This is a genomic window from Flavobacterium sp. PLA-DH12 (genome assembly GCF_059511845.1).
This window is the reverse complement of sequence record NZ_JCAMPD010000010.1, coordinates 1-14,370: the sequence shown is the minus strand read 5'-3', so window position 1 is coordinate 14,370 and position 14,370 is coordinate 1. Positions and strand designations below refer to the sequence as shown.

Genomic DNA, 14,370 nt, shown 5'->3' with positions numbered 1-14,370 from the left:
TTAATTATGCGAAAAGTGCAATTGAGCCTATCTGATTGCACTTCTTTATCTTTTTTTAAGAAAAATTATCTTTTTTTTCATTTTTAATGCAACGTTTTATGCATAATGAGCGTCTAACAAGTAATCATCACAATCATTAATCATTAAACAAGTAATCAATCATGAAAAAGACAGTAATCATTCTAGGGACGGCTCTTGCCGTATTTGCAAATTTTGCAGCAGCTTCCAATCATAAGCTGGCAGTTAAAAATCAAATTGAAATTTCAGATTATTTCTCATCGCCTTTGCACATAGCTGCGTGTAATGGAGATGTTGAAACCGTAAAGAAAAGTATTGAATATGGCGCGGATGTAAATAAAATTGTGCGAAATATGACGCCTTTAATGCTTGCGGCTCGTTATAATCATATTGAAATCATTAAAATTTTGCTGGCAAATGGAGCTAAACCGTCAATTGAAAATGCACATGGACTTCGAGCATTGGATTATGCCAGATATGCAAAAGCAATAGAATCTGCAGCTATTTTAAAAGGGCTTAGATAAAATTTTAAGAGGGAAAAAAATGAAAAGCATCATCTTTTTAAAGGGTGATGCTTTTTTTTATTCTTTTTTTTTCAAAAATCTGCAACCAAATTCATTTGTTAGTCGTCTATAGTATAAATACATCATCATCAATCATTTAATAAACAATCAATTATGAAAAAGACAGTAATTATTCTAGGAACGGCATTTGTCGTATTTACAAGTTTTGCCACTGCTTCTAATCAAAGGGTGGTAATTAAAAATCAAATTGAACATCCAGATTATTCCATATCACCACTACATAGAGCTATATGTAAGGGCGATATTGAAAAAGTGAAAAAATGTATTGAATATGGGGCAGATGTCAATAAAATGTCAAGAAAGATGACACCCTTAATGTTGGCAGCTCGCTATAATTACGTTGAAATCATTAAAATTTTGTTGGCAAACGGTGCTGAATCGTCAACTGTTAATGAACAAGGGTATAAAGCATTAGATTATGCTAATTATGCAAAAGCATCTGAATCCATTGCTATTCTGGAAAAGTTGAGATGAAAATTTTTTATGAAAAAAGAAAAGCATCATTAAAGAATGATGCTTTTTATTTTAAAGTGAAGATTCAATTTTCTTCCATTTTATCTTTTAAATTTTCAAGACCTTTTTGCAAATCATTTCCAATCATCTGATCCATTCTTAACATTGGAAGCATAATATTAGTCGGGTATGGAATTACACCACTGATTCCCCATTTAACTTTTGTCTGATTTCCAGAAACAGGTTCTGTTGACATAAAACCAACAGCGGTATCATCCATTGGTTTTTTAAAACGAAGAGCAAAATCTAAACGTCTGTTTTCTATTATTTTGGTAATTTCCTGTTCGCCAACACCAACTTCTTTGACATTGCTTTCCCAAGAAGAAACAGAACCTACCATGCCGTCAATTCCTCTATAATGGACTTTCATTTTTGGATCTAAATTAGCCCAAACGCTAAACTCGTTTTGATTTTTAAGTGATCGAACATATTTAAAAATGCTATCAGCGGGTTTATTGATTGTTATTTCTCTTTCAACCGAATATTCCTTCGGCATAAAATAAGCAGCGATTAAAACAATTGAAATAAGTAAAATTAAAATAACTAAAATTCTTTTTATAAAAATCATGGCTTCTGGTTTTAAGGTTATTATCTTTTTTTTTGGTTGATTTTATTTGTGAAGTTCAGCATTATAAGGCTTTAGCATTAAAATGTTATTGTTTTGATTTTTAATGATAGAGTAAATTTAAAAAAATATTTTATGCGTTAGAAGAAGATTGATTTTAAAAAGAAGAAAAAAAATAAGATTTATTGTAACATTTTTTCTTTTCAGTAGTCTATTATAGTAAAATCAATAATTTGATAACGTTCAGGTTCTTTATTTAGCGTTTTATTAAGTAAGTGTTAAGAATTGGTTAAAACATGGTACTTTGTAATGCATAATACATAAAATATATTACCTTTACTTCATCAAATTAAAATCATCATCAATCATTGAACAAACATCAATCATTATGAAAAAATCAGTTATTTATTTAGGATTAGCCTTAGTAACATTTGGAAATGTAGCAATGGCTTCAAATGAAATTTCAACTAGTAAAAATCCAGTTGAGCTTAAAAATTATGTAGGAACTCCTTTAAATGTTGCTATTAGTAAAGGAGATCTTGAAACTGTTAAGAAATTTATTGAATACGGCGCGGATGTAAACCAATTATCTGAAGATTTTACTCCTTTAATGACGGCCGCACTTTACAATAAACACGAAATCATAAAAATTTTATTGGCTAATGGAGCAAATCCAAATGTAAAAAATGAAAAAGGTTATACTGCATTAAAATATGCACAAGGATCAAATGCTTCTGAAGCAATTGCACTTTTGAAAGATTTGAAATAACAGTTTAAAAGTTTTGAGTTAGTAAAAATGACCTTTCTGAGCAAAAGGTCATTTTTTTTGTTTAAGCAAAATTCAATTAAACAAAAAAAGCATCATTACGAAAATGATGCTTCTTCTTTTTTAAATCCCAACAAATTGATTTAAAACTAAATATTTTAACTGGTTATTCTATTGGCACATGTTTTTTTCTGTTGAATATCCAGAATAAAATTGGAAATACTAATAGCGTCAAAACAGTTGCTGTCATAAGTCCACCGATAATTACAATGGCAAGCGGTTTCTGTGATTCTGAGCCAATTCCTGTAGAAATTGCTGCAGGCATTAACCCGATAGAGGCCATTAAAGCGGTCATTACTACTGCTCTGGTTCTGGCTTTTACTCCTCTAAAAATAGATTCTTCAAGAGAATGTTTTGCTTTCAGATTATGATGAAATTCAGATATTAGAATTACTCCATTTTGAATACAAATTCCAAGAAGTGCAATAAAACCAACTCCAGCAGAAATTCCGAAATTCATTCCTGTGATATGAAGCGCAATAATTCCTCCAATAATCGCAAAAGGAACATTCGCTAAAACAAGAAGAGAATCTTTGAAATTACCAAATAGAATAAATAAAAGAACAAAAATTCCAATTAAACTTATAGGCACAACTTGAGCGAGACGAGCACTGGCACGAACCTGATTTTCAAATTCACCTGTCCAACCAGTTGTGTAACCTGTAGGAAGTTTAAGCTCGTTTACTTTTTTCTGTGCTTCTGCAATTGTACTTCCTAAATCTCGATCACGAACTGAGAATTTAACTCCGATAAAACGTTTGGTATTATCTCTGTAAATAAACGCAGGACCAGTGATAGTTTTAATATCGCAAATTTCTTTTAAAGGAATTTTGATTCCGCTAATGGTTGGAACTTTAATTTCTTCCAAATCTTTTTCATCTTTTCGATATTCTTTAGAAAAACGAACACGAACATCAAATTTCTTTTCATCTTCATACTTTTCAGTTGCCGTTTTTCCTCCAAAAGCCAATTCTAAAACAGCTTGCGCATCGCTTAATGTTACTCCGTAAGCTGCCATTTTTTCACGATCTAGAATAACGCTAATTTCTGGCTGACCTACATTTCGTAAAATACCAGCATCTTTAATACCTGGGATATTTTTAATTTTATTTAAAACTTCATTAGCAAGTTCATCTAGTTTGTTCAAATCATCACCATAAATTTTTACAGCATTAGAAGCTTTAAATCCGGCTACCGATTCGGCAACGTTGTCAATTACTGGCTGAGAGTAATTGTATGTGATTCCCTGATGCACTTTGAGTTTATTATCCATTTCATTAATTAGTTCATCCATAGAAATTTTTCGTTTCCATTCGGCTTTTGGTAATAGATCAACTTGAAGCTGGATAAATCCAAAACCATTCGGATCGGTTCCATCGTTGCTTCGTCCAGTTTGAGACAAAACTTTTTTGACTTCAGGAAAGGTCTCTAAATCTTTGCGAATTATGGCTGCCGTTTTAACACTTTCTGGAAGTGAAGTACTCATTGGTAATTCTGCCGTAACCCATAAAGCTCCTTCGTTTAATTGTGGTAAAAATTCTGTTCCTAAGAAACCTGCAGAAAAGAAAACGGCGGCTAGTAATCCTAATGAAGCAATTAATGTTTGTACTTTATGTCTAAATGTCCATTTAAAACCTTTACCAACAATTCTATCCCAAAAGTTCACAAAAGGATTATGTTTCTCTTTTACATTTTTATTCAATAAAATATGTGAAAGAACTGGAACTAAAGTCAAGGTAAAAATAAGTGCTCCCAATAATGCGAAACCTAATGTAAAGGCTAGGGGAGAGAACATTTTTCCTTCTACTTTTTGAAAGGAAAAAATTGGAAGTAACGCTGTAATAATGATAAGTTTCGAGAAGAAAATAGCTTTACCCATTTCTGTTCCCGTTTTTTTGATCAAACTTCCTTTTGCAATTTTATTAAATTTCTCCATTCCCAGCTGGTGCGCTCGATGGTCTAAAACTACAAACAGACCTTCAACCATTACGACAGCTCCGTCAATAATAATTCCGAAATCGACCGCACCTAAGCTTAATAAGTTGGCGCTCATTCCCATCATTTTAAGACACAAGAATGCAAATAATAATGAGAGCGGAATAACAATAGAAACGGTAAAAGTAGTTCTCCAGTCGGCCATAAAAAGAAATACGACAACAGTAACCAAAATAATACCTTCAAATAAATTGTGCATTACGGTTTCGGTCGTAAAATTCATCAGATTATCACGATCGTAAAAAGTTTCTATTTTTATGTCTTTCGGTAAAACATTATCATTAAGGTCTTTTATTTTTGCTTTTATTAAGGCAAGAGTTTCCTGTGGGTTTTCGCCTTTACGCATGACAACAATTCCTTCGACAGCATCATCATTATCTCCAATACCAGTTTGTCCAACTCTTGGCATTGAGCTTTCGTAAACATCAGCTAAATTTTTAACTAAAATTGGATTCCCTCCAGCATCATCAACAATAATGTTTCCAATATCTTCTTTTGACTTTAATAAACCGACACCGCGTACAACAAAAGCTTGTCCGTTTTTCTCAATAACATCGCCACCAACATTTAAGTTGCCGGCATTTACTGCGTTGTAAACTTGTAAAGGTGTAATGTTGTATTTTGCCAATTTTATAGGATCAACTCCAACTTCATAAGTTTTTGTCTGACCTCCAAAAACGTTTAGATCGGCAACACCAGGAAGAGAACGTAATTGTTTGTCAATAACCCAGTTTTGGTAAGTTAATAATTCTCTACTGTCTCTGCTGTTACTTTTTACAATATATCTAAATATTTCTCCCGTTGGACCATAAGGAGGCTGAACATCTGGTTCGACATCATCTGGAAGAGAAACATTTTTAAGTAAATTGTTTACCTGAAAACGAGCAAAAGTATCATCAACTCCATCATCAAAAATAATTTTGATAACCGATAATCCAAACATAGTAATACTTCTAACGCTTGTTTTTTTCTGAACAGAGTTCATCGAAATTTCGATTGGAGAAGTAACAAAACGCTCTACTTCTTCTGCACTTTTTCCGTTCCATTGCGTAATAATAATGATTTGCGTATTGGTAACGTCAGGAAAGGCATCGATAGGCATGTTTTTGAAAGAAATAAATCCTGCAACAGCTAATATTCCCACCCAGAAAAAGGTAAACGCTTTATTCTTAAGGGAAAAAGCAATAATGTTTCTTATGAATTTGTTCATTTTAAAAAGTATTTTTAATGATGAATTTTATTATTTAATTTATAATGCTTCATTTTTAAGCATAAATATTTTTATTGGTATTAGAATTCTGTATGAAAGCGTATCGCTAAAAACTGAACTGGTCCTCGATCTTTGTTGTATGCTGGATTCATTGCAAATTGATAATCTGGAGAAAGTGTGATTTTGGTATTGGGAACTAGAAAGGAATAAAAAACCTCTACGATTTGTTCTGTTCCGTAATTTAAAGTCCCGTCTCCAATCATAAATCCATTACCGCCCAGTTTTTGATATTCTTTATGTGGTCCAGATAATCCGTTGGCAACTATTGCAACACCTCCGAAATCATCTTTTCGGTTCCACATTTTTCCTTTTAGATTAATGCCTAATTGTGCCGATTTATCAATTTCTGTAAATGCCCATGTTTCATTTTCACCATCGTTATAACTTATTCTCGCAAAAAGCCCCCAATTGTCGCCATGGGTATAATCCATGTTTAAACCAATTCCGTATTTGGTGCGGCCACTTTGTCTTGTGCTTTTTATATCTGGAATAGTAGTGAAACTAGAATTTGCTTCGTCGTAATTTCCCATTCCTGCCATATTTCGAAATCCTAATAATTTAATGTTACTGGTATCATTGTTTTTAAAAACAATCTGTTTCTCGATTTCTACATTGATGGCATTAGAATCTTTAAAATTAAACTCGACATTTGGTCCGTTGGCATAAGTTGGTATGGCACTTAAACATGCTCTTATTTGCCAGCTGTCAAATTGATAATTTGCATACAATCCGTCTGTGTATCCTCTCGTATTTGCCGCATAATCCCAAGCGCCGTAAGTCATAAGTGACCAGTTTAAAAATTGAGTTCTGGGATCATGAGAATAGCTATTATTGTCGAAATAGTCTGATAATCCAAATTTTCCAAAGACCAATTGCAATGATTTGTTGTTTTTAAACTGAAACTTTTGCTCTAAAAGCATTCTTGCTACATAAACCACTGGTTTTGCATCTCCAATTCTAAATGTTTCTCCATTAGGAAAACCTCCCAATCCTCTGGCTTGTGACAAACCTTGTCCGCCTGACATTTCAGGATTAAAAGTGGCGGTAGCTCCTTTCCAAAGCGGAAGATCAAAAAATAGGGTAGATGTTAACGATAAAGCGCCTTCTTCTTTTGGATCCATACTATTTGTTCCTGAATAATCAGCGTGAAAATCTGGATGATATTGATATATAGATGTCATTTGAAATCTCAGGCTATATTTTCGTATCGAATCAGCTTCTTGTGAAAATGAAAACACTGAGATGAATAACATTGCAAAAGTCAATATGTTTACAGATTTCCTCATTTCATTTACTCATTTAATGCACGATAAATAAATAACTGATTATTGGTAATGACTTTTTCGTTTTCTTTTAATCCGTTAGAAATGTATGTTGTATCTCCTACAACTCTGTATACATCAACTTGTCTGGTTTCAATATTGTTACGATCTTTAAAAATCATGACAAAATTTTTGCTTTTGTCAAATACAATAGCCTTACTAGGTATGGCTATCATAGATTGGTTTTCATTAAAAGACAATTTGATATTCGCATTCATATCTGGCTTAAGCATATAATCTGGATTATTCAGCTTAATTCTGGCTTGCATGGCTTTTGTTTCAGGATCAATTACATTGTATATTTTATCCACTTTTCCGTGAAATGTTTTATCAGGATAACTCAATGTGGTTACAGAAGCGCTAGTTCCTAATTTTACCTTGTTAATATCAATTTCATTAATATTAGCCATTGCCCAAACTTCACTGATTTCTGCAATATCAAATATGTTTTCAGAACGGTCATTTCGTAAAAGCATGTCTTGATTAATGCTTTTCTGAATAATAAAACCACTTATGGGAGCCGTTACTTCATAAATAGATCCAGCCTTGATATTATAAATTTTATACGTTTCCTGAATTTTGCTTAATTGTGACTGTGCTTTATTTACTTCAGATTTTGCTTGCAGCACATCGCTTTCAGAATTTAGTTTTCCGTCAAATAATTCCTGAGCAACTTTCAAATTATTCTTAGCTACAAGCAAATCGCTTTTTGCATCGATAGATTGTTTTTCAAAATCGGCAACATCGGTACTTTTTATAGTAGCCAAAACTTGCCCTTTCTTAACATAATCACCAAGCTCAACATTTACTTTCATTACATTTCCGCCAACTAACGGATAAACGTCAATCATTTTATTATTGTCAGCTGTAATTTTTCCGTAAAAGCTAAGTTCATTTTTTAGTGGTTCTGTTACCGCCTCGGCTGTTGTTGTAGTTTTTAACATCGCATCACTTAAAACAAAAGACGAATTTGTTTCTGGATTTTCAACTTCTTTTTTGCAGCTTGTAAGAGATAAACCAGCTAATGCAATTCCGATGAATAATATATGTTTCATTTTCTGTAATTTTTTAAAATAAATCTTTGTTGATGGTACTATTTAATTCTTCGCCAGCGATTACTACTTTTTTCTTTAATTCATTTAGCTGAATTATTGCCTGATTGTAGCTTTCCATGAAATCTGTAAATTCTAAAAGGCTTACATTTCGTTTTTGGAAATTGGTTAGCATCCCATTATATACTGCCTCAAAATCTGAATTTACGGTTGGTTTTATAACCGCATAATTTTGTCTTGATTCATCCCATTTTGTCCATGCAGAAGTAATTTCAGTTTGCAATTGCAGTTCAAAATTTTGTTTATCTATTTTGGATTGTTCTAAAATGGTTTGGGCATATTTGATGTTTCCTTTGTTTTTATTCCAAAGAGGCAAAGGAATTCCAACGGTTAAATTTGCTTCATTGTTAAAAGCACCGCTTCGCTGATCATAATTTGCTCCTAAAGTAACATCTGGCACAGAAAGCGATTTTTGCCATTTTACATTTAGCTCGTTGGCATCTATTTCTTTTTGTTTGGCTAAATAGTCAGGACGATTTGCAATAGCTTGTTCTTCAAAGCTTTTAAGATCAAATTCTATTACTTTTAAGTATTTATTCGAATCATCTTTACTTACAACAGGAATCACGTTTTCAGTTTCATTTAAAAGTAATTTTAAATTAGCCTGTTCTTCTATATTGTTATTGATAACTTCTAGACGTTCGTTTTTAAAATTGAGATACAATGACTGCAGACGAACCACATCTTTTAGGGGGATGTTTCCTTTTTGAGCTTGTATAGAGTAAGAGTTAATCAAGTTTTCTATATGAGCCAACTGCTTATCTGTATTCTCAAGATTTTTAGTGTTGTAATACACTGTATAGAAGCTTTTGCGTAATTGTAATTTTAATGTACGAAGCAAATCATTAAATTGAAGTTCGGCTAGCTTTTCATTAGCTTGTGCTAGTTTCACTTCATTGCGTTTTTTACCACCAAGATAGATTAGCTGCTCAACCGCGAATACTTTCTGCCCATCTTTTCCAATGTCAAAAAACTTATCTCGTTCAGGATTGTACGCATTCAATTCTGCCGAAAGTGTTGGGTTGTCCCAAATACGAGCTTGAATCGTTAGTGCTTTCGAGGCATCAATATTATATTGAGATGCCAGTAAAAATAGATTCTTTTTTAAGAATTGGCTTTCGCAGTCTTGAAGAGTGACTGTTTTCTGAGCCATAACTACCTGATTGAAGAATGCAAGTAGCAAGAATGCATATAGTTTTTTCATTGTATCAAATTTATTTTATACAAATATGCTATTGGCCGACTTTAAGACACCTTAAAATCTACCTTAAAAATAGCTTAAAATAAATTATCTACGAAAAATAATACAAAATAAATTTATGTTATTACTTGGAATGCTGTAAGTTATATAAGAATTGTGAAGATTTAAGATACGGTTTACAATACGCAGACCCAATCCAAATCCTGTAATTCCTTTAGAATTTTCGCCACGCATAAAGGGCTGAAAAAGATTTTTCTGTTCGATATCGTTTAAAGTCGAACCAGAATTTGAAATTGATAAATGCAACAAACCATTTTTAGTATTTATTTTTACTTGAGCCTGCTTGTTATCAGAATAAATATAGGCGTTCTTTAAAACATTTGTGATGGCAATTTCCAAAAGGTTTTTGTTGCAATTAATTTCTAATGCAGTATCAAGATCTTCACTTTCTTCCATTTCAAATAGAATAATAAAATCAGGATATGTTTTGTTGATCTTCTCAATTGAAGAAAACAAAATTTCATCTATGCGCTGAATTTCACTATAGTCTGCATTTCGATTATCGATTTTTGAAAGAATCAATAGGGAATTTATTAACTCAGTCAAATGATTAACATCGGCTAATATAGTATTTAAGAAAGACTTGGTGTTGGGTTTGGTTTCTGGATCGGCAATGGCATTCTCAATTTGTGAAGTTATTCTCGAAAGCGGTGTCCTCAGTTCATGTGAGGCGTGAGCTGTAAATTCTTTCTGTTTTTGATACGAAATTTCAATCCGATCCATCATAAAATTAAATTCACCAGCAATAAGATCAATTTCGTCTTTACTGCTTTTAGATTCAATTCTGGTATCAAGATTGTTTTCGTTGATGTTTTTTATCTTCTGATGAAAAGTATTTAAAGGATTCATGGCCTTTCTCACCATAAATGAAGTTAATAGCCAACAGATTGTGGTAAAAAAGATATATGAAATGACCAAAGTATATCGTAAGAAAAGCAGTTTTCGGTTTCCATAATCATCTGTAGCAGAAATTAAAGCATAAAAATCTTTATCATTGGTATCATAGAAAACACCGTAAACTTCGTAATTGCCTTGCTGCTTAAAAAAGGTTTTGTTCTTTTTAAGATATTTTAAATCATCAATAGACCAATTGATTTTAGCGTCGTCAATGCTGCTGTAAATCAACTTATAATTAGAATCAAAAACCAAGGTTTTTTCATCATACAATTTATTAATAGAATTTTGATCTATAATTTTTAAAAGCTGATTGTCAACCTGCTTTACGTTTACTAATAATTTGATATTTGATAACGCTTTGATTTCTAATCGATCCCGAAATTCTTCTTTTCTGTAATTGGAGTATAAAATGAATATCACTGTAGAAGCCAATCCAAAAAGAATGGTAAACAGTAAACTTACTAAAAGTGATATTCTATTTTTTAATGTCATTCCTGATCGCTTAAATAATATCCGTAGCCGACTTTGGTTCTGAGAAGTTTTATTTCATGTTCTTTATCAATCTTTTTTCTTAAAAAATTAATATAAACCTCAATTGTATTCTGATTGGTTTCGATATGATAATCCCAAAGTTTCTCTGCTATAAATTGTTTCGAAAGCACTTTCCCTTTGGCATGAGCTAAAATCAAAATCAGTTTAAATTCTTTTGGAGTAAGTTTAATTTCCTCTCCGGCCCTAAAAACTTTCATATCTTCCTCTAAGATTTCTAAATCTTTAATGGCTATTTTACTTTCTGTGTGTTGCGGAACTTCTTTCCTTCTTAAAAGTGATTGTACACGCGCATACAATTCATCAAAATGAAATGGTTTTACTAGATAATCATCAGCACCATTATCAAAAGAAGACAATTTATCTTCAATTTCGCTAAAAGCGGTAAGCATTATAATTGGTGTTTTTTTATCGGTTTCTCGAATACCTTTACAAACATCAATTCCATTTAAACCAGGAACATTGATATCAAGGATAATCAGATCATATTCATACGGGAAATACTTTTTCAGAAGAAGAGAACCATCATAATAAGGAACACACTCAAATTCCTTTGAAGTAAAGAATGCCGAGATTTCTTTAGATAGAGTAAAATCGTCTTCGAGCAGTAATATTTTCATGTGTAATTATATTATTTGTAAATCCGATTGAATAAATTCAAATCGGATTTACATTAAAAGTATATTATTTAAAATAAGAGAAAGTCTCGTTGTTCTCAATTTTCAACAAAGCTTCATAAATGAGCTGAATCACATTTTCAACATCATCTCTATGAACCATTTCTACAGTAGTGTGCATGTATCTTAACGGAAGGGAGATTAAAGCAGATGGCACACCACCATTGCTATATGCAAAGGCGTCGGTATCTGTACCTGTTGCACGCGAAGTAGCATGTCTCTGAAACGGAATTTTGTTTTCTTCTGCAGTATCTACAATCAAATCACGCAGCTTATTTTGGATCGCGGGAGAATATCCAATAACAGGACCTTTTCCCATTTTTAGATCACCTTCAACTTTTTTATCGATCATTGGAGTAGTAGTGTCATGACATACATCAGTCACAATTGCCACATTTGGCTTGATTCGGTGAGCAATCATTTCAGCTCCACGAAGGCCAATTTCTTCCTGAACAGAATTTACAATATATAGACCAAACGGAAGCTCTTTTTTGTTCTCATGTAACAAACGCGCAACTTCGGCAATCATAAAACCACCCATTCTGTTGTCAATAGCGCGGCACACAAATTTATTTTCATTCAAAATCATAAATTCGTCGGGATATGTAATTACACATCCTACATGAACACCTAATGCTTCGACTTGTTCTTTATTTTCACATCCTAAATCAATAAAGATATTGCTTAATTTAGGAATCTCTTCCTTGTCACGTAAACGAGTATGAATTGCTGGCCATCCAAAAACGCCTTTTACAATTCCTTTTTTTGTATGAATGTTAACTCTTTTTGAAGGAGCAATCTGATGGTCAGAACCTCCATTTCGTATTACATATATTAAACCATCCTCAGTAATATAGTTTACATACCATGAAATTTCATCAGCATGTCCTTCAATTACAACTTTATAAGGAGCATCCGGGTTAATTACCCCAACAGCTGTACCATAAGTATCTGTAATAAAAGTATCTACATAAGGTTTTAAGTAATTCATCCAAAGTTTTTGCCCTTCACTTTCGTAACCTGTTGGAGAAGCGTTATTTAGGTAGCTTTCTAGAAAAGCTATAGAAGTATCATTTAAGATCGATTTCGTGCTCATAAAAATATTTTTCCGCTAAAATATAAATTTGGTATCAGAGTTGTGTATAAATATATAATTTTACACTTTAATTATGATTCAATGAGACTAACCACCTTTTTATTTATACTACTAGTTTGTTTTTCTTCTAAAGCCCAAGTTACTCCAAAAGAGAACGAACAAATGGGATATATATTAACTGAGAAAGATTCTATTTTAAGCGATACAATTCAGCTTCCCGAAATCATCATTTCAAAAGGACAGAAGATGAGTCCAGAAGAAATGAAACAATTTCAAATTCTTCAAAATAGAGTCTATAAAGTATATCCTTATGCAAAACTAGCTTCAGAACGATTAACTGCTTTGAATAATGGAATGGCTCGTTTAAAAACAAGTCGCGAAAAAAAGAAGTACTTTAAAATTGTAGAAGATTATTTGAACAATGAATTCGAGGAAAGACTAAAAAAACTATCAAGAAAACAAGGGCAGATTTTAGTAAAACTAGTTCATCGTCAAACAGGAATCACGACCTATGAGTTGATAAAAACACTAAAAAGCGGATTCAAAGCCTTTGTATCGAATACAACAGCCAATTTGTTTGACATTAGTCTGAAAGAAGAGTACAAGCCTTATGATGTAAATGAAGACTATTTGATAGAAACCATTTTGGTTAGAGCGTTCGAATCTGGTCGATTGGTGAATCAGCGACCATCGCATCCTATAGATTATGAAGATTTATCAGAGAAGTGGCAGCAAAAAGCAAAAGAGCTTAAAAAGTAATTCTATTTATAATATATAGTATACAACCCGATAGGTTTTCAAAACCTCTCGGGTTTATTTTTTTATGTATACATATATATGTATAGAATAAATTAAAATCCAATTCGCCGTAGAGACACACAGCAGTGCATCTTGCGCGCTATGTATATTTAATATATAATGCTTGGTTGAGGGAAGCCGAAGCCTTCTGAGTTTGGAATTTGAGTTTTAAGATTTGGAATTTGTTTTTAATATGGAGCTATTTCCCGCTATCCGCTCCAATCTTCTGCTTTTTAAAGAAAAAAGCAGAAGGATTTCCGCTTCTATCGGGGCTAGGGCATGAGTTTTCAGAAGGAAAAAGGAGAAAACTTTAAGACCTGGCGTTTTTTCGGGATTAAAAGTATGGCAAAAAAAAGCATAGAAGATAAAAATCCGCAAAAATGGGAGAGGAAAGATGGCTTAAAATAGAGAAAAAACAAAGGACTTCAGAAAAACCTTACAATGTTTAAAAAAAAGTCGGTCTGTAAACCATCCGTTATCAGTGCGTTAAGAAAAAAGGCGAAAAAAGATCAAAAAAACCGGGTAAAAAAGCTTGGAAAAGCGGAAAAAGGTTCTACTTTTGCACCCGCAACAGCGAAGGCGTTCATCGAAATACCGGCAGGAAGGAAGGATCTGAAGAAAAGAAATTTTCAGAAAAAAAAAGATTCGGAAAAGCTTGCGGGATTCGGAAATGCTTTCTACATTTGCACCCCGCAAAACACGGAAAGTTCATTGATAGATTGGAAGAAGAATTGAGAGAATGAGGCGAAAAAAAAAGCTTCAAATTTTTTTAAGTTTTTCTTGCAGGAAACAAAAAGAAGTTTTAGTTTTGCACCCGCTTTGAGAGATAGGCGAAAGACAAAGAAATTACGTTCGTAGACATATTGAATTGACAGCCGTCCCGATTG

The 14,370-nt window shown here is 32.7% G+C and carries 13 protein-coding genes; 5 read left to right on the top strand and 8 right to left on the bottom strand.

Going from position 1 to position 14,370, the window contains the following annotated elements:
• Positions 1-161 precede the first annotated feature (161 nt).
• Positions 162-542: an ankyrin repeat domain-containing protein gene (locus tag AC5ZCW_RS18085; protein ID WP_496121097.1), complete on the top strand. Its 381-nt coding sequence runs from the start codon at positions 162-164 to the stop codon at positions 540-542.
• Between the two features lie 153 nt (positions 543-695).
• Positions 696-1,076: an ankyrin repeat domain-containing protein gene (locus tag AC5ZCW_RS18080; protein WP_496121096.1), complete on the top strand. Its 381-nt coding sequence runs from the start codon at positions 696-698 to the stop codon at positions 1,074-1,076.
• Between the two features lie 64 nt (positions 1,077-1,140).
• Here the strand turns inward: AC5ZCW_RS18080 and AC5ZCW_RS18075 are convergent, their stop codons facing one another.
• The gene (locus AC5ZCW_RS18075; protein WP_343544593.1) at positions 1,141-1,683 is read right to left on the bottom strand and encodes an SRPBCC family protein; all 543 of its coding nucleotides are present in this window, start codon (positions 1,681-1,683) and stop codon (positions 1,141-1,143) included.
• 385 nt (positions 1,684-2,068) lie between these two features.
• On the opposite strand from AC5ZCW_RS18075, the gene AC5ZCW_RS18070 reads away from it, so the two are divergent.
• The gene (locus AC5ZCW_RS18070; RefSeq protein WP_343544592.1) at positions 2,069-2,449 is read left to right on the top strand and encodes an ankyrin repeat domain-containing protein; all 381 of its coding nucleotides are present in this window, start codon (positions 2,069-2,071) and stop codon (positions 2,447-2,449) included.
• Positions 2,450-2,612: 163 nt separating this feature from the next.
• Here the strand turns inward: AC5ZCW_RS18070 and AC5ZCW_RS18065 are convergent, their stop codons facing one another.
• The 7 genes from AC5ZCW_RS18065 to AC5ZCW_RS18035 all read right to left on the bottom strand — a co-directional run bounded on the left by AC5ZCW_RS18065 (position 2,613) and on the right by AC5ZCW_RS18035 (position 12,685).
• On the bottom strand, positions 2,613-5,711 hold the full coding sequence (locus AC5ZCW_RS18065) for an efflux RND transporter permease subunit (RefSeq protein ID WP_343544591.1): 3,099 nt from the start codon (positions 5,709-5,711) through the stop codon (positions 2,613-2,615).
• An 80-nt stretch (positions 5,712-5,791) separates the two neighbouring features.
• Entirely contained in the window at positions 5,792-7,057 is a 1,266-nt protein-coding gene (locus AC5ZCW_RS18060) for a carbohydrate porin (protein WP_496121094.1), read from the bottom strand.
• Positions 7,058-7,062: 5 nt separating this feature from the next.
• A complete protein-coding gene (locus AC5ZCW_RS18055) occupies positions 7,063-8,148 on the bottom strand; it encodes an efflux RND transporter periplasmic adaptor subunit (RefSeq protein WP_343544589.1) in 1,086 nt (361 codons plus the stop codon).
• A 13-nt stretch (positions 8,149-8,161) separates the two neighbouring features.
• Positions 8,162-9,409, bottom strand: a complete 1,248-nt coding sequence (locus AC5ZCW_RS18050; protein WP_496121093.1) for a TolC family protein — start codon at positions 9,407-9,409, stop codon at positions 8,162-8,164.
• Positions 9,410-9,493: 84 nt separating this feature from the next.
• Positions 9,494-10,855, bottom strand: coding sequence for a sensor histidine kinase (locus tag AC5ZCW_RS18045; RefSeq protein WP_496121091.1), 1,362 nt, complete (start codon positions 10,853-10,855; stop codon positions 9,494-9,496).
• Positions 10,852-11,532, bottom strand: a complete 681-nt coding sequence (locus tag AC5ZCW_RS18040; RefSeq protein WP_496121089.1) for a response regulator transcription factor — start codon at positions 11,530-11,532, stop codon at positions 10,852-10,854. The genes AC5ZCW_RS18045 and AC5ZCW_RS18040 overlap by 4 nt, the downstream gene beginning before the upstream one ends.
• Positions 11,533-11,596: 64 nt before the next feature.
• Positions 11,597-12,685, bottom strand: coding sequence for a M42 family metallopeptidase (locus AC5ZCW_RS18035; protein ID WP_343544585.1), 1,089 nt, complete (start codon positions 12,683-12,685; stop codon positions 11,597-11,599).
• An 81-nt stretch (positions 12,686-12,766) separates the two neighbouring features.
• Here AC5ZCW_RS18035 and AC5ZCW_RS18030 point away from each other — a divergent pair, with 81 nt between their 5' ends.
• Both AC5ZCW_RS18030 and AC5ZCW_RS18025 read left to right on the top strand, forming a co-directional pair.
• Positions 12,767-13,444, top strand: coding sequence for a DUF4294 domain-containing protein (locus AC5ZCW_RS18030; protein ID WP_281632726.1), 678 nt, complete (start codon positions 12,767-12,769; stop codon positions 13,442-13,444).
• A 480-nt stretch (positions 13,445-13,924) separates the two neighbouring features.
• Positions 13,925-14,218, top strand: coding sequence for a hypothetical protein (locus AC5ZCW_RS18025; protein WP_496121087.1), 294 nt, complete (start codon positions 13,925-13,927; stop codon positions 14,216-14,218).
• The last annotated feature ends 152 nt before the right edge of the window (positions 14,219-14,370 follow it).